General features: G+C 60.1%; 17 protein-coding genes, 1 rRNA gene and 1 pseudogene (1 of these 19 only partly in view). 8 read left to right on the top strand and 11 right to left on the bottom strand.

Features of this window, described 5'->3' with window-relative positions; genetic code table 11:
- Positions 1 to 2: 2 nt before the first annotated feature.
- Positions 3 to 383 (bottom strand): hypothetical protein, encoded by a 381-nt coding sequence (locus tag AB4O23_RS00910; RefSeq protein ID WP_017527842.1) that lies wholly within the window; start codon positions 381 to 383, stop codon positions 3 to 5.
- A gap of 147 nt (positions 384 to 530) precedes the next feature.
- Here AB4O23_RS00910 and AB4O23_RS00905 point away from each other — a divergent pair, with 147 nt between their 5' ends.
- Both AB4O23_RS00905 and AB4O23_RS00900 read left to right on the top strand, forming a co-directional pair.
- Positions 531 to 728: a heavy-metal-associated domain-containing protein gene (locus AB4O23_RS00905; protein ID WP_017527841.1), complete on the top strand. Its 198-nt coding sequence runs from the start codon at positions 531 to 533 to the stop codon at positions 726 to 728.
- A gap of 84 nt (positions 729 to 812) precedes the next feature.
- Positions 813 to 2006, top strand: coding sequence for a multidrug effflux MFS transporter (locus AB4O23_RS00900; protein WP_017527840.1), 1194 nt, complete (start codon positions 813 to 815; stop codon positions 2004 to 2006).
- Between the two features lie 7 nt (positions 2007 to 2013).
- Here the strand turns inward: AB4O23_RS00900 and AB4O23_RS00895 are convergent, their stop codons facing one another.
- The 3 genes from AB4O23_RS00895 to AB4O23_RS00885 form a co-directional block, all read right to left on the bottom strand.
- Complete coding sequence (locus AB4O23_RS00895) at positions 2014 to 2187, bottom strand: hypothetical protein (RefSeq protein WP_017527839.1); 174 nt, start codon at positions 2185 to 2187, stop codon at positions 2014 to 2016.
- 147 nt (positions 2188 to 2334) lie between these two features.
- Positions 2335 to 3348, bottom strand: coding sequence for a zinc-binding alcohol dehydrogenase family protein (locus tag AB4O23_RS00890; RefSeq protein ID WP_065879402.1), 1014 nt, complete (start codon positions 3346 to 3348; stop codon positions 2335 to 2337).
- Positions 3349 to 3373: 25 nt separating this feature from the next.
- Complete coding sequence (locus tag AB4O23_RS00885; RefSeq protein WP_017527837.1) at positions 3374 to 3667, bottom strand: putative quinol monooxygenase; 294 nt, start codon at positions 3665 to 3667, stop codon at positions 3374 to 3376.
- Between the two features lie 116 nt (positions 3668 to 3783).
- Between AB4O23_RS00885 and AB4O23_RS00880 the strand changes: the two genes are divergently transcribed.
- Both AB4O23_RS00880 and AB4O23_RS00875 read left to right on the top strand, forming a co-directional pair.
- Complete coding sequence (locus AB4O23_RS00880) at positions 3784 to 4713, top strand: LysR family transcriptional regulator (RefSeq protein WP_460116560.1); 930 nt, start codon at positions 3784 to 3786, stop codon at positions 4711 to 4713.
- Between the two features lie 134 nt (positions 4714 to 4847).
- Positions 4848 to 5534, top strand: coding sequence for an ArsR/SmtB family transcription factor (locus tag AB4O23_RS00875; RefSeq protein ID WP_017527835.1), 687 nt, complete (start codon positions 4848 to 4850; stop codon positions 5532 to 5534).
- A 42-nt stretch (positions 5535 to 5576) separates the two neighbouring features.
- On the opposite strand, the gene AB4O23_RS00870 is transcribed toward AB4O23_RS00875, so the two are convergent.
- Positions 5577 to 6530, bottom strand: coding sequence for an adenosine deaminase (locus tag AB4O23_RS00870; protein ID WP_068933845.1), 954 nt, complete (start codon positions 6528 to 6530; stop codon positions 5577 to 5579).
- A 193-nt stretch (positions 6531 to 6723) separates the two neighbouring features.
- On the opposite strand from AB4O23_RS00870, the pseudogene AB4O23_RS00865 reads away from it, so the two are divergent.
- Positions 6724 to 7814, top strand: a pseudogene (locus AB4O23_RS00865) (calcium:cation antiporter).
- On the opposite strand, the gene AB4O23_RS00860 reads toward AB4O23_RS00865, so the two are convergent.
- The 6 genes from AB4O23_RS00860 to AB4O23_RS00835 all read right to left on the bottom strand — a co-directional run bounded on the left by AB4O23_RS00860 (position 7815) and on the right by AB4O23_RS00835 (position 13828).
- Positions 7815 to 9170 carry an 8-oxoguanine deaminase gene (locus AB4O23_RS00860; RefSeq protein ID WP_460061755.1) on the bottom strand — a complete coding sequence of 452 codons (1356 nt, stop codon included), beginning with the start codon at positions 9168 to 9170 and terminating at the stop codon, positions 7815 to 7817.
- A gap of 184 nt (positions 9171 to 9354) precedes the next feature.
- Positions 9355 to 10041 (bottom strand): SDR family oxidoreductase, encoded by a 687-nt coding sequence (locus AB4O23_RS00855; RefSeq protein ID WP_017527831.1) that lies wholly within the window; start codon positions 10039 to 10041, stop codon positions 9355 to 9357.
- A gap of 43 nt (positions 10042 to 10084) precedes the next feature.
- Positions 10085 to 10666: an IMPACT family protein gene (locus tag AB4O23_RS00850; protein ID WP_017527830.1), complete on the bottom strand. Its 582-nt coding sequence runs from the start codon at positions 10664 to 10666 to the stop codon at positions 10085 to 10087.
- Between the two features lie 12 nt (positions 10667 to 10678).
- Entirely contained in the window at positions 10679 to 11338 is a 660-nt protein-coding gene (locus tag AB4O23_RS00845) for a TetR/AcrR family transcriptional regulator (protein ID WP_017527829.1), read from the bottom strand.
- Positions 11339 to 11425: 87 nt separating this feature from the next.
- Positions 11426 to 12820 carry a nucleobase:cation symporter-2 family protein gene (locus AB4O23_RS00840; RefSeq protein ID WP_116079071.1) on the bottom strand — a complete coding sequence of 465 codons (1395 nt, stop codon included), beginning with the start codon at positions 12818 to 12820 and terminating at the stop codon, positions 11426 to 11428.
- A gap of 87 nt (positions 12821 to 12907) precedes the next feature.
- Positions 12908 to 13828, bottom strand: coding sequence for a LysR family transcriptional regulator (locus AB4O23_RS00835; protein ID WP_460085356.1), 921 nt, complete (start codon positions 13826 to 13828; stop codon positions 12908 to 12910).
- A 125-nt stretch (positions 13829 to 13953) separates the two neighbouring features.
- Between AB4O23_RS00835 and aptA the strand changes: the two genes are divergently transcribed.
- The 3 genes from aptA to AB4O23_RS00820 form a co-directional block, all read left to right on the top strand.
- Positions 13954 to 15303 carry an omega-aminotransferase AptA gene (gene aptA, locus AB4O23_RS00830; RefSeq protein WP_223495382.1) on the top strand — a complete coding sequence of 450 codons (1350 nt, stop codon included), beginning with the start codon at positions 13954 to 13956 and terminating at the stop codon, positions 15301 to 15303.
- Between the two features lie 39 nt (positions 15304 to 15342).
- Positions 15343 to 16836: a CoA-acylating methylmalonate-semialdehyde dehydrogenase gene (locus tag AB4O23_RS00825; protein ID WP_017527825.1), complete on the top strand. Its 1494-nt coding sequence runs from the start codon at positions 15343 to 15345 to the stop codon at positions 16834 to 16836.
- Positions 16837 to 17407: 571 nt separating this feature from the next.
- Positions 17408 to 18165, top strand: a 16S ribosomal RNA gene (locus AB4O23_RS00820); it runs 779 nt beyond the window's last position.

Here is an 18165-nt window from a genome sequence, read left to right as displayed (position 1 = left end):
CCTTAGTAGTCCAATTTGGCGCCTTTGAGGTACATGCCGTCCGGGCCTTGGGCGATACGCAACTTGCGCACGTCACCGGCCTTGAGCGTGATGTTTTGCGCAGGCGGAGCGAGCAGACCGGGCAAGCAGCCTGCTGCCTGGCCCGGCAACAGTTTGAGGCGCAGCGATACCGTTCCGGGCGCCAGGTTGAACGAGGTGGCCTGTTCCTGGAACAGCCGACCGGCGAGCTGGTCATTGAGATACAGGCCGATCTCACAATTGGTCGACACCTCCAGGCGCTCCCGGGAAATGATCAGCACTGCATAGTCTTCAGCGGCGCTGGCCAAGGGCGCAGCGGCAGACAAGCTCATCAGGCCGACAAGGCCAAAATACGACCAGCGCATGGCGAATGCTCCGTGGGTTGAATCAACGATGCCTCAAGCTTGGCCGACCGTGCCGCCGAATACCAGCCCGGCCGATATTTTCAAAACTTGACCTTGCCATCGTGGCAAGGTCGAGACTGGCGTCAACCTCATCAAAGGAGTCATGTCATGCAAGTATTCAGCGTTGAAGGAATGACCTGCGGCCATTGCGTCAAAGCGGTGACCCAGGCGGTGCAGAGCCAGGACCCGGCGGCCAGTGTGAAGGTGGATCTGGCTGCCGGGGAAGTGGGCGTGGAAAGCCGTTTGTCTGCCGACGAGGTGATCAACCTCATTAAAGAAGAAGGCTATAAAGCCACGCTCGCCTGATTTTAATAGTTAGCGAGCTATCGTTATGTTCAAGGCACCCAGGCCCGGCTAGACTGTCGGGCTGCCGACTCACTTGGGTGCCTGATGAACCTTCGCATAATTCTGATCCTGGGGGCCTTGAGCGCCTTTGCCCCGCTGGCGATCGACTTTTACCTGCCGGGCTTTCCGGCAATGGCCACGGCGTTCGCCACCGATGAAAAACACATCCAGTTGACCCTGGCGGTGTATTTCGCAGGGTTGGCCATCGGCCAATTGATCTACGGCCCGCTGGCGGATCGCTTTGGCCGGCGCGGGCCGCTGCTTAGCGGCGTGACCTTATTTACCCTGGCGTCTTTCGCCTGTGCCTACGCACCTTCCCTCGACTGGCTGATCGGCGCCCGCTTCGTGCAGGCCCTGGGCGGTTGCGCGGGCATGGTGATTTCCCGCGCGGTGGTCAGCGACAAATGTGATGCGGTGGGCTCGGCCAAGGTGTTTTCCCAATTGATGCTGGTAACCGGCCTGGCGCCGATCCTTGCGCCGCTGGCCGGCGGCTTGATGGTTGGGGTGTGGGGCTGGCAGTCGATTTTCCTGGCGTTGTCGATCTTCAGCGTAATGGCCGCCGTCGCCGTTGCATTCGGCCTGCCGGAAACTTTCCCGGCCCATCAGCCGCGCCAGCCGCTATCCGGATCGTTGCGCCGCTACTTCGGGCTGCTGTCGGACCGGGTTTACCTCGGTTATGCGCTTACCGGCGCGCTGTCGATTGCCGGCATGTTTGCCTATATCGCCGGTTCACCGTTCGTGTTTATCAAGCTTTATGGCGTGCCCGCCGAGCATTACGGCTGGGTGTTCGGTTCCAACGCTGCCGGTTTTATATTGGTGGCGCAGCTCAACGCGCGCCTGCTGGCCAAGCGTGGCCCGGCGTTTTTGCTGTCGCGCACGGTGTGGCTCTACGCGTTGGCAGGCATGACGCTGCTGGGCATTTCGGCGTTGCACACTGATGCACTGTGGCCATTGCTGGTGCCGCTGTTTATCTGCATCGCCAGCCTGGGCTGCATTTTGCCCAACACCTCGGCCTGCGCCATGAGCGGGCAGGGCGCCCGTGCCGGTAGCGCCTCGGCGTTGCTGGGCTGCATCCAGTTCGGCGTGGCGGCGGGGGCCGCGTCATTGGTGGGGATGTTGCACGATGGCACGGCTATGCCAATGGCGATGGTCATCAGCTTGTGCGGTGTATTGGCCGTGGCGGTAGCCGTGTCGACCCAGCGCCTGCAGCGGGCCAGGGCCTTGCAGGCGCAGGCCTGAAGGACGCTCAGCCGGCGGCGGATTGTGGCTGGCTGAGCGGGAAACGATGGGGCGCCTGGATGCGCGCCTGCAGGGTATCGGCAAAGGCGCGAGCCTCGGCTTCGGTGTGGAAAACAATGGCTTTCTGGTCCAGACGGACCTCCCATTGGGATTTTGCTAACGCTTTTATCAGGATCTTCATTGCTGACTTCCTCACGTAAAAGAATCGTGGCAAAGGCGGCCAATATAAACCTGAATACGCTCACAAATATGACAAGGATCAAGTCTCTGACTAGCGGTGTCGTCCCTTACTCACGCGAATAACGGACGACACTGACCGACGTTACTGTCAGAAGCCTTCCAGCACGATCTTGCCCTTGGCCTTGCCGCTTTCCAGCAGCGCATGGGCACGGCGCAGGTTGGCGGCATTGATCACGCCAAAGTGTTCACCCAGCGTAGTTTTCAAGGTGCCGGCGTCGATCAGTTCGGCCACGCGGTTGAGCAGGTTGTGCTGCTCGATCATGTCCGGTGTTTCGAACATCGACCGGGTGTACATGAACTCCCAATGCAGCGACAGGCTCTTGCGCTTGAGTTTGCTCACATCCAGCGCCTTGGGGTCGTCGATCAGGGCCAGCTTGCCTTGGGGCCGCAGCGCTTCTACCAGTTGGTCCAGGTGGTGGTCGGTCTGGGTCAAGCTCGCGACGTGGGTCACTTGCGCGTGGCCGGCCTGCTTCAGTGCTTCGCTCAGCGGTTGGCTGTGGTCGATCACCAGATCGGCGCCGAGTGCCTTGGCCCATGCCTGGGTTTGCGGCCGCGAGGCGGTACCGATGACTTTTAGCGCAGTGAGCTGGCTGGCCAATTGAGTCAGGATCGACCCCACACCACCGGCGGCGCCGACGATCAGCAGGCTCTGGCCTTCATCCTGTTTACCCTCACGCACTTGCAGGCGTTCGAACAGCAGTTCCCACGCCGTGATGGCGGTCAACGGCAGCGCAGCGGCCTCGGCAAAGCCCAGCGTCTTGGGCATATGGCCGACGATACGTTCGTCCACGGTGTGCAGTTCGCTGTTGCCGCCCGGGCATACCAGGGAGCCGGCGTAGAACACCTTGTCGCCGGCCTTGAACAGGGTCACTTCGCTGCCGATGGCCTTGACCACACCGGCCACGTCCCAGCCCAACACCTTGGCGGCGCCGTTTTCCGGGGCGACGTTCTGGCGCACCTTGGTGTCCACCGGGTTGACCGAGATGGCTTTGACTTCTACCAGCAGGTCGCGAGGGCCGGCGACCGGTTCCGGCAGGTCGATGTCCTGCAGGGAATTTTCGTCGTTGATGGGCAGTGATGCGTAGTAGGCAATGGCTTTCATGGGGGCTCCGGAAAAAGGGCGGTGATCAGGCAAGAAATTTCAGGCGCTTAAGCTCGAAGTGTTCGAGTACGTCAGCGGCCTTGGCGCGAAACTCCTGGATATGCGCGCTTTGGTCGTGGTCTGCCAGCGCGGCGTCGTTGCTCCAGCGTTCGAGCATGTAGAAGGTCTCGGGGTGTTGCAGGTCTTGGTGCAGGTCGTACTGCTCGCAGCCGGCTTCGCGGCGGGTCGGCTCCAGCAGGCCACGCAGCAGGGGTTCCAAGGTGGCCTGTTGGCCGGGCTTGGCGATCAGGGTGGCGATAACGTTAAAGGCAGCAGACATATTCAACTCCAGGCACGTGAAGAACGGGATGAACAGATCATTGGCTATTTCCCCGCAAGAAAAAAGCGGCTAAAACAGCACGCTGTTTCAACCAAATTTTGATAATGGGGCGCCAAATGCTGCGTTTTGATGATTTGCAGCTGTTTGTGCGCGCGGCGGACCTGGGCAGTTTGTCGGCGGCGGCTCGAGTGATGGACCTGTCACCCGCTGTAGCCAGCGCAGCGCTTAAACGCATCGAGCAGCAACTGGGCGCGCGCTTGCTGGCACGCTCCACTCGCAGCCTGCGGCTGACTGCCGAAGGTGAAGGCTTTTTGGAATATGCCCGCGCGGCCTTGAGCTCACTGGACGAAGGGCGGCGCCTATTGGCCAGCGGCCAGGACCATGTCAGTGGTGTGTTGCAACTGTCGGCGCCCTCGGATTTTGGTCGCAACCAGCTGTTGCCATGGCTGGATGAATTCCAGCGTGAACACCCCCAGCTCGCCGTGCGTCTGCTGCTGGGCGATCGGATTGCCGACCTGTTCCGCCAGCCGGTGGACATCGCCCTGCGCTACGGTGAGCCCGAAGATTCGAGCCTGATCGCATTGCCGGTGGCGCCGACCAATATTCGCGTGCTGTGTGCCGCCCCCGGTTACCTGGCGCGCCACGGCGAGCCCCGGCACCTGGAGCAACTGGCCCAGCATAATTGCCTGCTTTACATGCTGGGCAGCCGGGTGCATGACCACTGGACATTCCACGACGGCAAGCGCGAAGTCAGCCTGACGGTGTCCGGAGACCGATTCAGCGATGATGCCGATGTCGTCCGGCGCTGGGCTGTGGCGGGAGTGGGCATTGCCTACAAATCCTGGCTGGATGTGAGCAGCGACGTGCTGACCGGGCGCTTGCGCCTGATCCTGCCGGAGCTGCGTGGCGAGCCTACGCCGCTCAATCTGCTGTGCGCCCACCGTGCCCAGCTGAGCAAACCCATCAACCTGCTGCGCGAAATGCTCGCGGCGCGCTGTGCGACATTGACGGCGCAGTTGCCGTCCCGAGCGGGCGTTGGGCAATAACCTCCACCATCAGCGGAAATTTCGCTCAAGCCCTGTCCCTATTCCCGGTGTCAGACGCCACGGAACTGGCGCTTGGCGCACCTATACTTTGGCGCCAACTGCGGTACAAAAATAATTCGACAGGGAGTTAATAGATGGAAGAGGCACCTTGCATCAGTCAGATCGCCAGCTTGCTCGCCGAGCCCAAACGCACCGCCATGCTGTGGTCCTTGATGGACGGCTCGGCCAAGTCATCGCAGGAACTGGCGACAGTGGCCGGGTTGTCGGCGGCCTCGGCCAATGCGCATCTGGCACGGTTGACGGGTAGCGGCTTGCTGCGTGTCGAGGCGCGACGTGGCAAACGGCTGTTTCGCGTGGCGGCCGCCGATGTTTGCGCTGCCATCGACGCCTTGGCCAGTACCACCCTGGCCAGTGCGGCACGCAGCGCGCCGGATGCTTCACCCGCGGTGCTGCTGGCGCCGCCCTCGTTGAGACGGGCGCGACTGTGCCATGGCCACCTCGGTGGCGAAATGGCGGCGGGGCTGTATGAACGGATGATGGCGGCGGGGTGGCTCGAACGTCATGAGCATCGTACCGACGTCACGGTCAAAGGCGCGCATTGCCTGGCGCAGCTGGGCATTTTTACCCAGGCACTGGTATCGCCGCTGGTGTGCGACTGTTTCGACTGGAGCCAGCAGCAACCGCACTTGGGCGGTGCGCTGGGCGCGGGGTTAATGCAATTGTTCCTGCAGTCGAACTGGATCAGCCTGGTCAACGAGTCCCAGGCCGTGCAGGTCAACGAGATCGGCATTCAGGAGATCGCCCGATTGACCCTGCGGTAGGCGCCAGCGCCTTCAGGCGCCCACGCCTACCGTCGGGGCGTGTCAGGGTTTTACGAGGCGCGCATCCAGACTGTTTTGCGCCAGGCGTTTGGCCTGGTCCTGGGTCATGCCCAGCGAGGTGTACAACGCGTGGAAGTTCTCGGTCACGTAACCGCCGAAGTACGCGGGGTCGTCCGAGTTTACCGTCACCTTCACACCACGCTCGAGCATGTCGAGGATGTTGTGCTGGGCCATGTCATCGAACACGCAAAGCTTGGTGTTGGACAGTGGGCACACGGTGAGCGGGATCTGCTCGTCGATGATGCGCTGCATCAGGCGCTCGTCTTCGATGGCACGTACGCCGTGGTCGATACGCTGGATTTTCAGCAGGTCGATGGCTTCCCAGATGTACTCGGGCGGGCCTTCTTCGCCGGCGTGGGCCACGGTGAGGAAGCCTTCATGGCGGGCACGATCGAATACGCGCTGGAACTTGCTCGGTGGGTGGCCCATTTCCGAACTGTCCAGGCCTACGGCCACGAACGCGTCACGGAACGGCAGCGCCTGGTCGAGGGTTTTCTGCGCTTCGTCTTCGCTCAGATGGCGTAGGAAGCTCAGGATCAAACCGCTGGTGATGCCCAGTTGCTGCTCGCCATCTTTAAGCGCAGCGGCGATGCCGTTAAGCACCACTTCAAACGGCACGCCACGGTCGGTGTGGGTTTGCGGGTCGAAGAAGGGTTCGGTGTGGATCACGTTCTGCGCTTTGCAGCGCAGCAGGTAGGCCCAGGTCAGGTCGTAGAAGTCCTGTGACGTGCGCAGTACGTCGGCGCCCTGGTAATACAGGTCGAGAAACTCTTGCAGGTTATTGAAGGCGTAGGCCTTGCGCAGGGTTTCGACGTCATTCCACGGCAGCGCGATTTTGTTGCGTTCAGCCAGGGCGAACAGCAACTCCGGCTCCAGCGAGCCTTCCAGATGCAGGTGCAGTTCAGCCTTGGGCAGGGCGTTGAGCCAATCGTACATGTCTAAATTCTCATCAGGTGCAATGGCGGCATTCTACAGGTCATGGCTGAAATAATCGGCAAAACCTGACCGGCAGGAGAGTATTCGGTTTATTCGCGCAAGGGCGACGTGAACTAAGGTGTAACGAAACGTTAGCAGCGTGGCGCAGTCTCTACCCCATCAATGACTGATTTGGCGTTTGAAAAGGCCCGTAATGCTCACACTCCTCAAGCAAGAAAAATTCATGCTGCTGGCGCTGATTGCCGCCATCGCCGCTTATCCGCTGGAGCACTGGATGCTGCACAGCGGGCAGATAGTGGCGCTGTTGGCCGGTGTGGCGTTGATCGCTTTTATTGTGGTTGCGTCAATGCGTGTGGCGCATCACGCCGAGCAACTGGCGGAAAAAGTCGGTGACCCCTACGGCACCATGATCCTGACCCTCGCGGCGGTGTTGGTGGAAGTGGTGATCCTGGCGATCATGATGAGTAACGAGCCGTCGCCGACCTTGGTGCGCGACACCATCTATTCGGCGGTGATGCTGGATATCAACGGCATCCTCGGCCTGGCCGCGTTGATGGGTGGCATCAAACATGGCGAACAGTCCTACAACGATGATTCAGCACGCACCTACAGCGTGATGATTCTCACCGCCATGGGCGTATCGATGGTGGTGCCGGAATTTATCCCCGAAGCCGACTGGAAAATTTACTCGGCCTTCACCATTGGCGCGATGGTGGTGCTCTATACCTTGTTCCTGCGCATGCAGGTGGGGCCCCACAGTTATTTCTTCAGCTATAGCTACCCGGAAAAACGCCGCAAAAAACTGCCGGAAGAAGAACAGGAAACGCCGGTGAACCTCGCGTTTTCCATCGGCACTCTGGTGTTTGGCGTGATCGTGATTGGCGCGCTGGCCGAGGTGATGTCCAAGACCCTCGACCTGGCCTGGAAGGCACGGGCGCACCGCCGGTGATCACGGCGATTGTGGTGGCGGCTATTTCGGCCGCGCCGGAGATTCTGACCGCGCTACGCGCCGCACTCGCCAACCGCATGCAGTCGGTGGTGAATATTGCGCTGGGCGCGTCGCTGTCGACGGTGATTTTGACCGTGCCGGTGATGGAGGCCATGGCGCTCTATACCGGCCAGCCGTTCCAGATGGCGATGACGCCGGTGCAAACGGTGATGGTGTTTATCACGTTGATCGTCAGTGCGATCAACCTCAACGATGGCGAAACCAACGCCATCGAAGGGATGACCCATTTTGTGCTGTTTGCGACCTTTATCATGTTGTCGCTGCTGGGCGTGTAGTCAGCCTGCAATCAGGTGTCGCGCGGCCTGGGTGTGATCGGCGATCAAGCCTTTGAGGTCCAGGCCTTCGACCTGGCCATCGACCACGCGCCATTTGCCCGCAATCATCACCCGATCGGCTCGGTCGGCGCCGCACAACAGCAGCGCCGAAATCGGGTCATGACTGCCGGAGAAGCGCAGCTCATCAAGCTTGAACAGCGCCAGGTCGGCCTGTTTGCCCACCGCCAATTCGCCGATATCCGTACGTCCCAGCAATTGCGCCGAGCCTTTGGTGGCCCAGCCCAGTACGCCTTCGGGAGTAATTTTTTCTGCGCCATAACGCAGGCGCTGAATGTACAGGGCCTGACGCGCTTCGAGGATCATGTTCGAGGCATCATTGGACGCAGCCCCATCCACGCCAATACCGATAGGCGCGCCGGCAGCGAGCAAATCCAAGGTCGGGCAGATGCCGGAGGCCAGGCGCATATTCGAACTCGGGCAATGGCAGACACCGGTGCCGGCAGCGCCAAGGCGCGCAATTTCATCCGGGTTGAAGTGAATGCCATGCGCGAGCCAGGTGCGCGGGCCGAGCCAGCCGACGCTGTCGAGGTAATCCACGGTGCGCAGGCCGAAGCGTTGCAGGCAGAAGTCTTCCTCGTCGAGGGTTTCCGCCAAGTGGGTGTGCAGGCGCACATCAAGGCTGCTGGCCATCTCGGCGCTGGCGCGCATGATTTCGGCAGTGACTGAAAACGGTGAGCAGGGCGCCAGGGCAATCTGGATCTGCGCCCCGTCGTCCCGCTCATGGTATTGGCGGATCAGCCGTTGACTGTCGTCGAGGATCACCTGGCCTTGCTGCACCGTCTGCTGGGGCGGCAAGCCGCCGTCCGCTTCGCCCAGGCTCATGGAGCCCCGGGTGAGCATCGCGCGCATGCCCAATTCGCGCACGCTGGCGACTTGTACATCGATGGCGTTTTCCAGCCCATCGGGGAACAGGTAGTGGTGGTCGGCCGCCGTGGTGCAACCTGAGAGCAGCAACTCGGCCAGCGCGACTTTGCTGGCCAGGGCGAGTTTTTCCGGGGTCAGGCGTGCCCATACCGGGTACAGGGTTTTGAGCCACGGGAACAACGGCTGGTTGACCACCGGCGCCCAGGCACGGGTGAGGGTTTGGTAAAAGTGATGGTGGGTGTTGATCAACCCCGGAAGGACCACATGCTCACGGGCATCGAACACCTGTGTGCAGGGCTGCGTGGGGACTTGCCCGTGGGCCAGCACTTGGGTGATCACACGGTCTTGCAGCACCAGGCCGCCACGCGCGTCGAGGCCATTGGCGGTGAAAATCGCGAGGGGGTTTTTTAACCAGATACGGGTCGCAGGCATTGGCCGGCTCCTCTGAATGATGGGTTCAGGTTTGCCAGCTCAGTGTTGCCCTGTCTGCTGATCCAGGGTCGCCGGGAAGGGCGAGATGCTTAGACTACGTGTAGTTCGAGGTCTGGTCTAGATGTAGGAAAGCGGATACGGCCAGTGTGGGAGCGGCTTGCTCCCACCGTCTGCCCCGTGGTGTTTACCAGGCGATGGTGTCGCCTTTGTAGTCCACGAAGTGATGGCCGCCTTTGCCGGTGTAGGCGTTCACTTGGTCGACCAGGCCGCGCACGCTGGTGTCGACATCGATGTGCGCGTCTTCACCACCCATGTCGGTTTTGACCCAGCCCGGGTGCATCGACAGGACGGTGAGCTTATGGTCGCCGAGTTGGGTGATGAAACTGTTGGTCATCGAGTTGAGCGCGGCCTTGCTGGCCTTGTACAGCGCCAGGTCCGAACCGTCGGGGATGGTCACGCTACCCAGCACTGAACTCATGAAGGCCAGTACGCCGCTGTTTTTGCGGATCTGCCCGACAAAGCGCTGTGCCAGGTTGATCGGCGCCACGGCGTTGGTGAAAAACAGCTGGCCGACTTCGGCCAACGTAGCGTGGCCGGGCTCCTGGTTGGCGGGGCCTTTTACCCCTGCGTTGACGAACAGCAGGTCAAAGGTGCGCTCCTTGAGGCGCAGGGCCAGGGCGATCACGGCTTGCTGATCGTCCATGTCGAGTTTCTCGATCTGCACCGGGCCCACGGCTTTCAGGGCATCGGCCTTGCTTGGGTCACGCACGGTGGCGGTCACGTCCCAGCCGTCCTGGAGCAGTTGCTTGACCAGGCCAAGGCCCAGCCCGCGCGAGGCGCCGATGATCAATGCGGTTTTTGGCGTAGACATGAAAAGCTTCCTTTGGCGTCGAGGTTCAGAGGGGCAAGCAGTTTCAACGTTGCAGCAGGATACGCCCACGGCTCAAGTCGGCAAGCTGGGTTTGCAGCGTATCGATGTGGGCGGCGCCCAGGGCCAGTTGCAGTTCCACACCGTTGGCGGTGAAGTTTTCCTGCACCACCAGCCCGCCCAGTTCGGCGACGCGCAGTTTCACCAGGTTCAATTCGGAAAACCCACAGGCGCAGCTCAACGGCACGCGGCTGATCAGCTCGATGCGTTCGGCGTTTTGCAGGCATTTATTTGCACCGCCACCGTAGGCGCGGGCCAGGCCGCCGGTGCCCAATTGGATGCCGCCGTACCAACGGATCACCAGCACCGCGACTTGATCGAACCCCTGGGCCTCGATGGCTGCCAGGATCGGCCGGCCGGCCGTGCCGCCGGGTTCGCCATCGTCATTGCTGCGGTATTGATCGGCCAGCTTCCAGGCCCAGCAATTGTGCGTGGCGTTCAGGTCGCTGTGCTGCTCGAAAAACGCCTGGGCGTCCTGCGGGCTGGTGATGGGGGCGGCGAGGGTGATAAAGCGGCTTTTGCGTATTTCTTCACGAAATTCGCAACAGCCTGTGAGCGTGAAAGACATAGGTTGCTTCGTCTAGAGGGCCGGCTTGATGCCGCAGCCTTTGAGAATGATGTGGATCAGGTTGGTGCCGGCGTCTTCCATGTCTTGCTTGGTCAGTTTGGTGCGACCGGTGACGCGGCAGATCTGGGTCGCGAAGTCGGCGTAGTGCTGGGTGCTGCCCCATAGCAGAAAGATCAGGTGCACGGGGTCGATGGGGTCCATCTTGCCCGCATCGATCCAGGCTTGGAACACCGCGGCGCGGCCGCTGAACCAGGCGCGGTAGTCCTGGCTGAAATATTCGGTAAGGCATTCGCCACCGCTGATGATCTCCATGGCGAAGATGCGCGACGCCTGGGGTTGGCGCCGCGAGAACTCCATCTTGGTGCGGATGTAGCGGGTAAGCGCTAGCGCAGGGTCGTCCTCGGCGGTCAGTGTGTTGAAGGTGCTGTCCCACAGTTCGAGGATATTGCTGAGCACTGCGATATACAGGCCCAGCTTGTTGGTGAAGTAGTAATGCAAGTTGGCCTTGGGCAGCCCGGCACTCGCGGCGATGGTGTTCATGCTGGTGCCTTTGTAGCCATGGCGCGCGAACTCATCTTCAGCCGCCTGCAGAATCGCTTGTTCGTTCTTTTGCCGAATGCGGCTGGCGGGTTTACCGGCGTGGTTGCTATGGGCAGGAACTTCGAGGCTCATGGAGATTACCGTGCTGATCGATAGAGACGACGTGTGCACAGATAACCCACCCTCAAGCCCCAGACAAGTCCCGATGCAATAAAACCGTCAAAGCGATTCCAGTGTGTCGCTCTCCGGCGCGTGGTTTGCGCCCGCGTGGGCCGCGTTGGCTTCCGGCAACAAGAGGCACAACACAATGGCGGTCAGGCCGCCGCTGGTGATGGCGGAGTCGAACAGGTTCTGGACCAATGTCGGCATCAGGTGCAACAGGTTCGGTTGGGCTGCGATGCCCAGGCCGACGCCGAACGAGGTAGCGATGATCAGCATGCTGCGTCGGTCCAACGGTGCCTGGGCGAGGATGCGCACGCCGGCGGCGGCCACGCTGCCGAACATCACCAGGGTTGCGCCGCCCAATACCGGTTTGGGAATTTGCTGCAGCACGGCACCGATCAACGGAAACAAGCCGAGACAAAACAGCACCACACCGATGTATAAACCCACGTAACGGCTGGCCACTCCGGTGAGTTGGATCACGCCGTTATTCTGCGCAAAAGTGGTGTTGGGGAAGGCGCTGAAGGTGGCGGCGATCATACAACTCACGCCATCGCCCAGCACGCCGCCCTTGAGCCGTCTTATATAGGAGGGGCCGCTGATGGGCTGTCGGGCGATCATGCAGTTGGCGGTGAGGTCACCGACGGTTTCGATGCTGCTGATCAGATAAATCAGCGCGATCGGTAGGAAGGCGCTCCAGTCGAAGTTGAACCCGAAGCGAAATGGGATTGGCAGGCTGACCCAAGGCAAGTCGGGCAGGGCCTGGGGCACCAGTTTTCCGCAGAGCCAGGCGGCGAGGCTACCGAGGGCCAGTCCGATGATAATGGCTGAAAGGCGCACCCAAGGTGTGTTCGAGCGGTTGAGCAGGATGATCGTCAACACCACGAACAAGCCCAAGGCCAGATTGGTGGGAGCGCCGAAGTCGGGGGCATTGAAGCCGCCGCCGAGGTCGGTGATGCCGACTTTGATCAGGCTGATGCCGATCAACGTAATCACGATGCCGGTGACCAGTGGCGTGATCACGCGGCGTAGTTGGCCGATGAAACGGCTCAGTACGATCTGCACCGCCGCGCCGAAAAAGCACACGCCGAAGATCATCGCCATGATGTCTTCCGGGCTGCCGCCACGTTGTTTCACCAAAAAGCCCGCTGACAGCACGGCGCCGAGGAACGCAAAACTGGTGCCTTGCAGGCAGATCATTCCGGCGCCTATCCCAAATGGCCTGCGCGCCTGGATGAAGGTGCCAACACCCGACACCATCAACGCCATGCTGATCAGGTAGGGCAAATGGGCTGCCAGGCCCAGAGTGGAACCAATGATAAGTGGCGGCGTGATAATGCCGACAAAAGCGGCCAGCACATGTTGCAGTGCGGCCAAAAAGGCCGGGGCGGGTTTGGGACGGTCGTTGAGGCCGTAGATCAGGTCGCTGGGGCTGGAGGATTCAGGTGTCATGGCGGGCAAACTCGTGGAGGACGGTTCAAGTGCCATGTGCCCTGCAAAAAGCTGTCCAGTTGCTCAGCTTTTTGTGCGAGGCCCGAGTTAGCGCGTTGCGGCCAGACTTTCCAGGAAGCTCTCCAGCACCAAATGAGGGCGGCGGCCCTTGCGCGTGACCGATGCCAGGCTTAAATCGTAAAAACGCGTAGCCGGTTTCAGCGCGCGCAGTCGTCCTTGTTGGACCCATAGGCTGGCATAGTGGTCGGGCAAGTAGCCGATATAGCGGCCGGTGAGGATCAGGAACGCCATGCCTTCGCGGTCCGAGGCGCTGGCGGTGCAGTTGAGCGCCTGGTAGTGGGCCTGGATCTCGGCAGGCAAGCGAAACGTGGGGGCGATGGCGTCCTGGCTGTCGATGCGTTCGTCGTCCAGTTGCTTGTCGTCAGCGTAAAACAACGGGTGACCGACCGCGCAGTAGAGCAGCGAGCGTTCGCTGTACAGCGGCTGGTACTCCAGCCCCGACAAGGCGCTGACCTGCGGCACTACGCCGACATGCAGGCGACCATCGAGTACGCCTTGTTCGACTTCATTGGGGGCGATCATGCGGATCTGGATTTGCACGTCCGGGCCGCGCTCTTTCAACTGCGCCAAGGCGTGGGTGATGCGCATATGGGGCAGGGTCACCAGGTTGTCGGTGAGGCCAATGATCAGCTCGCCGCGCAAATGCTGGTGGAGGCCGTTGACCTCGGTGCGAAAGCTTTCCAACGCGCTTAACAGTTGCAGGGCGGACTGGTAGACCTCGCGGCCTTCTTCGGTGAGTGAGAACCCGGCTCGGCCGCGTTGGCAGAGCCGCAGACCGAGGCGTTGCTCAAGGTCGCTCATTTGTTGACTGATGGCCGAGCGGCCAATGCCGAGCACGGTCTCCGCCGCCGAGAAGCCGCCACACTCCACTACACTGCGAAAGATGCGCAGCAGGCGAATATCGAAGTCGCTGACTTGGGCCAGGGGATCGGGTCGGCGGCTGCTCATAGTTTAGTAGTGGCCTGACTGAAGGTTAGAAGAGTTGGATTTCACCGACTTTATCCCCGTGGCAATTTAGCTGCAACTACGCTTTTCAATCCCGACGCTGCCTTCTGCCCTGCGAGGTTTTGCTGATGAACATGCATGAAAACGCCCCATCGTCCCTGGCCAGCCAACTGAAGTTGGATGCGCACTGGATGCCTTACACCGCCAACCGTAACTTCCAGCGTGACCCGCGCCTGATCGTGGCCGCCGAAGGCAGCTGGCTGACGGATGACAAGGGCCGCAAGGTCTACGACTCGTTGTCGGGCCTTTGGACATGCGGTGCCGGGCATACGCGCAAGGAAATCCAGGAGGCGGTGGCCAAGCAATTGGGTACCCTGGATTACTCGCCGGGCTTCCAATACGGTCATCCGTTGTCCTTCCAGTTGGCGGAAAAGATTATCGACCTGACCCCAGGCAGCCTGAACCACGTGTTCTTCACCGACTCCGGTTCCGAGTGCGCCGATACGGCGGTGAAAATGGTGCGTGCCTACTGGCGCCTGAAGGGGCAGGCCACCAAGACCAAGATGATCGGTCGTGCCCGTGGTTACCACGGCGTGAACATCGCCGGCACCAGCCTGGGCGGGGTCAATGGCAACCGTAAGTTGTTTGGCCAGGCGATGATGGATGTTGATCATCTGCCGCACACCTTGCTGGCGAGCAATGCCTTTTCCCGTGGCATGCCGGAGCAGGGTGGTATTGCCTTGGCCGATGAGTTGCTTAAGCTGATCGAGCTGCACGACGCTTCCAACATCGCGGCAGTGTTTGTCGAGCCGATGGCCGGTTCCGCTGGTGTGTTGGTGCCGCCACAGGGCTATCTCAAGCGTCTGCGCGAGATCTGCGATCAGCACAACATCCTTTTGGTGTTCGATGAAGTCATCACTGGTTTCGGCCGTACCGGGTCGATGTTCGGTGCCGATAGCTTCGGCGTGACGCCGGATTTGATGTGCATCGCCAAGCAAGTCACCAACGGCGCGATCCCGATGGGCGCGGTGATTGCCAGCAGTGAGATCTACCAGACCTTCATGAACCAGGCGACGCCGGAATACGCGGTGGAATTCCCTCACGGCTATACCTACTCGGCCCACCCGGTGGCGTGCGCGGCCGGCCTGGCGGCATTGGACTTGTTGCACAAGGAAAACCTGGTGCAGAGCGTAGCCGAAGTCGCCCCGCACTTTGAGAATGCACTGCATGGCTTGAAGGGCAGCAAGAACGTGATCGACATTCGCAATTACGGCCTGGCCGGCGCGATCCAGATTGCCCCGCGCGACGGTGATGCCATCGTGCGTCCGTTCGAGGCCGGCATGGCCTTATGGAAAGCCGGTTTCTACGTGCGTTTTGGCGGGGACACCCTGCAGTTCGGGCCAACCTTCAACAGCAAGCCGCAGGACCTGGATCGCCTGTTCGATGCGGTCGGCGAAGTGCTGAACAAGATCGACTGATTTCTCCTTCTATATAGAACAACTTTTCAGGAGCCCTGCATGAGCCTTATCCAACACTTGATCAACGGCGAATTGGTCAATGACAGCGGTCGCAGTGCCGACGTGTACAACCCGTCCACCGGCCAGGTGATTCATCAAGTGCCGTTGGCCAGCCGTGACACCATTCAGCGTGCAATCGACTCCGCCAAGGCGGCTTTCCCGGCGTGGCGCAATACGCCGCCGGCCAAGCGTGCCCAGGTGATGTTTCGTTTCAAGCAGTTGCTGGAGCAGAACGAAGCGCGTATCTCGCAGTTGATCAGCGAGGAGCACGGCAAGACTCTGGAAGATGCGGCTGGCGAGTTGAAGCGCGGGATCGAGAACGTGGAGTACGCGTGTTCGGCGCCGGAGATTCTTAAAGGCGAGTACAGCCGTAACGTCGGGCCAAATATTGATGCCTGGTCGGATTTCCAACCGTTGGGTGTGGTGGCAGGTATTACCCCGTTCAACTTCCCGGCGATGGTGCCGTTGTGGATGTATCCGCTGGCGATCGTGTGCGGTAACTGCTTCATTCTCAAGCCTTCGGAGCGTGATCCGAGCTCGACGCTGTTGATCGCGCAATTGCTGCAGGAGGCCGGCTTGCCCAAAGGCGTGCTAAGCGTGGTACACGGCGACAAGGGCGCGGTGGATGCCTTGATCGAGGCGCCGGAAGTGAAAGCGCTGAGTTTTGTAGGCTCGACGCCGATTGCCGAGTACATCTATTCGGAGGCGACCAAGCGTGGCAAGCGCGTTCAGGCGCTGGGTGGGGCGAAGAACCATGCGGTGCTGATGCCGGATGCGGACCTGGACAATGCGGTGAGTGCCTTGATGGGCGCGGCATATGGTTCCTGCGGCGAGCGGTGCATGGCGATCTCGGTGGCTGTGTGTGTAGGTGACCAGGTGGCGGATGCGTTGATTGCCAAGCTGGTGCCGCAGGTCAAGGCGCTGAAGATTGGTGCGGGTACGTCATGCGGGCTGGATATGGGGCCGCTGGTGACGGGGCAGGCGCGGGATAAGGTCAGTGGCTATATAGAAGACGGTGTGGCGGCGGGTGCTGAACTGGTCGTCGACGGCCGAGGCTTGAGTGTTGCGGGGCATGAAGACGGGTTCTTCCTCGGCGGCAGCCTGTTTGATCGTGTGACCCCTGAGATGCGCATCTATAAGGAAGAAATCTTCGGGCCGGTATTGTGCGTAGTCCGGGTGGACAGCCTGGAAGCGGCGATGCAGTTGATCAATGATCACGAATATGGCAACGGTACCTGCATCTTCACCCGCGACGGTGAAGCGGCGCGTCTGTTCTGTGATGAGATTGAAGTAGGTATGGTGGGGGTGAATGTGCCTTTGCCGGTGCCGGTGGCCTATCACAGCTTTGGTGGTTGGAAGCGTTCGCTGTTTGGCGATTTGCATGCGTATGGGCCGGATGGGGTGCGCTTCTATACGCGCCGCAAGGCGATTACCCAGCGTTGGCCGCAACGGGCCAGCCATGAAGCGTCGCAATTCGCGTTCCCCAGCTTGTAAGGCTCGGTAGCCAGAAGGCCGGCCCTTTGGGGCCGGCTTTCGCGTTTCTGGGCTTTTTTGGTCCATATGACAGAAATATGAAAAAGAAGGTTGACGCCAGATTCTGGAAGCCTATAATTCGCCCCACTTCCGGCGCAGTCGAAACGGAAAACTCCTTGGTAAACAATGAGTTACGCAGTTTTCGGCAGCAAGTTGCTTCAGTTCATCGAAGCCAAAAGGAAGTTGAAAAAGAGGTGTTGACAGCAGCGTGTAACGCTGTAGAATTCGCCTCCCGCTGACGAGAGATCGGAAGCGCAAGTGGTTGAAGTTGTTGAGGAAATCTTCGAAAGCTTCTGAAAATAACCGCTTGACAGCAAATGAGGCTGCTGTAGAATGCGCGCCTCGGTTGAGACGAAAGCTCTTAACCAACCGCTCTTTAACAACTGAATCAAGCAATTCGTGTGGGTGCTTGTGGAGTCAGACTGATAGTCAACAAGATTATCAGCATCACAAGTTACTCCGCGAGAAATCAAAGATGTAACCAACGATTGCTGAGCCAAGTTTAGGGTTTCTTAAAAACCCAAAGATGTTTGAACTGAAGAGTTTGATCATGGCTCAGATTGAACGCTGGCGGCAGGCCTAACACATGCAAGTCGAGCGGTAGAGAGAAGCTTGCTTCTCTTGAGAGCGGCGGACGGGTGAGTAATGCCTAGGAATCTGCCTGGTAGTGGGGGATAACGTTCGGAAACGGACGCTAATACCGCATACGTCCTACGGGAGAAAGCAGGGGACCTTCGGGCCTTGCGCTATCAGATGAGCCTAGGTCGGATTAGCTAGTTGGTGAGGTAATGGCTCACCAAGGCGACGATCCGTAACTGGTCTGAGAGGATGATCAGTCACACTGGAACTGAGACACGGTCCAGACTCCTACGGGAGGCAGCAGTGGGGAATATTGGACAATGGGCGAAAGCCTGATCCAGCCATGCCGCGTGTGTGAAGAAGGTCTTCGGATTGTAAAGCACTTTAAGTTGGGAGGAAGGGCAGTTACCTAATACGTGATTGTTTTGACGTTACCGACAGAATAAGCACCGGCTAACTCTGTGCCAGCAGCCGCGGTAATACAGAGGGTGCAAGCGTTAATCGGAATTACTGGGCGTAAAGCGCGCGTAGGTGGTTTGTTAAGTTGGATGTGAAATCCCCGGGCTCAACCTGGGAACTGCATTCAAAACTGACTGACTAGAGTATGGTAGAGGGTGGTGGAATTTCCTGTGTAGCGGTGAAATGCGTAGATATAGGAAGGAACACCAGTGGCGAAGGCGACCACCTGGACTGATACTGACACTGAGGTGC

Source organism: Pseudomonas sp. H2_A10, assembly GCF_054680085.1.
The sequence above is the reverse complement of the archived record's forward strand: the minus strand, read 5'-3'. Positions and strand labels throughout refer to the sequence as shown.

Excerpts from the sequence above, each read along its gene's own strand:
- AB4O23_RS00845 (WP_017527829.1), bottom strand. The coding sequence starts at position 11,338 with ATGAGCCTCGAAGTTCCTGCCCATAGCAACCACGCCGGTAAACCCGCC.
- AB4O23_RS00900 (WP_017527840.1), top strand. The coding sequence starts at position 813 with ATGAACCTTCGCATAATTCTGATCCTGGGGGCCTTGAGCGCCTTTGCC.
- AB4O23_RS00895 (WP_017527839.1), bottom strand. The coding sequence starts at position 2,187 with ATGAAGATCCTGATAAAAGCGTTAGCAAAATCCCAATGGGAGGTCCGT.
- AB4O23_RS00860 (WP_460061755.1), bottom strand. The coding sequence starts at position 9,170 with ATGCCTGCGACCCGTATCTGGTTAAAAAACCCCCTCGCGATTTTCACC.
- AB4O23_RS00855 (WP_017527831.1), bottom strand. The coding sequence starts at position 10,041 with ATGTCTACGCCAAAAACCGCATTGATCATCGGCGCCTCGCGCGGGCTG.
- AB4O23_RS00835 (WP_460085356.1), bottom strand. The coding sequence starts at position 13,828 with ATGAGCAGCCGCCGACCCGATCCCCTGGCCCAAGTCAGCGACTTCGAT.
- AB4O23_RS00875 (WP_017527835.1), top strand. The coding sequence starts at position 4,848 with ATGGAAGAGGCACCTTGCATCAGTCAGATCGCCAGCTTGCTCGCCGAG.
- AB4O23_RS00905 (WP_017527841.1), top strand. The coding sequence starts at position 531 with ATGCAAGTATTCAGCGTTGAAGGAATGACCTGCGGCCATTGCGTCAAA.
- aptA (WP_223495382.1), top strand. The coding sequence starts at position 13,954 with ATGAACATGCATGAAAACGCCCCATCGTCCCTGGCCAGCCAACTGAAG.
- AB4O23_RS00870 (WP_068933845.1), bottom strand. The coding sequence starts at position 6,530 with ATGTACGATTGGCTCAACGCCCTGCCCAAGGCTGAACTGCACCTGCAT.
- AB4O23_RS00890 (WP_065879402.1), bottom strand. The coding sequence starts at position 3,348 with ATGAAAGCCATTGCCTACTACGCATCACTGCCCATCAACGACGAAAAT.
- AB4O23_RS00825 (WP_017527825.1), top strand. The coding sequence starts at position 15,343 with ATGAGCCTTATCCAACACTTGATCAACGGCGAATTGGTCAATGACAGC.
- AB4O23_RS00910 (WP_017527842.1), bottom strand. The coding sequence starts at position 383 with ATGCGCTGGTCGTATTTTGGCCTTGTCGGCCTGATGAGCTTGTCTGCC.
- AB4O23_RS00850 (WP_017527830.1), bottom strand. The coding sequence starts at position 10,666 with ATGTCTTTCACGCTCACAGGCTGTTGCGAATTTCGTGAAGAAATACGC.
- AB4O23_RS00880 (WP_460116560.1), top strand. The coding sequence starts at position 3,784 with ATGCTGCGTTTTGATGATTTGCAGCTGTTTGTGCGCGCGGCGGACCTG.
- AB4O23_RS00885 (WP_017527837.1), bottom strand. The coding sequence starts at position 3,667 with ATGTCTGCTGCCTTTAACGTTATCGCCACCCTGATCGCCAAGCCCGGC.
- AB4O23_RS00840 (WP_116079071.1), bottom strand. The coding sequence starts at position 12,820 with ATGACACCTGAATCCTCCAGCCCCAGCGACCTGATCTACGGCCTCAAC.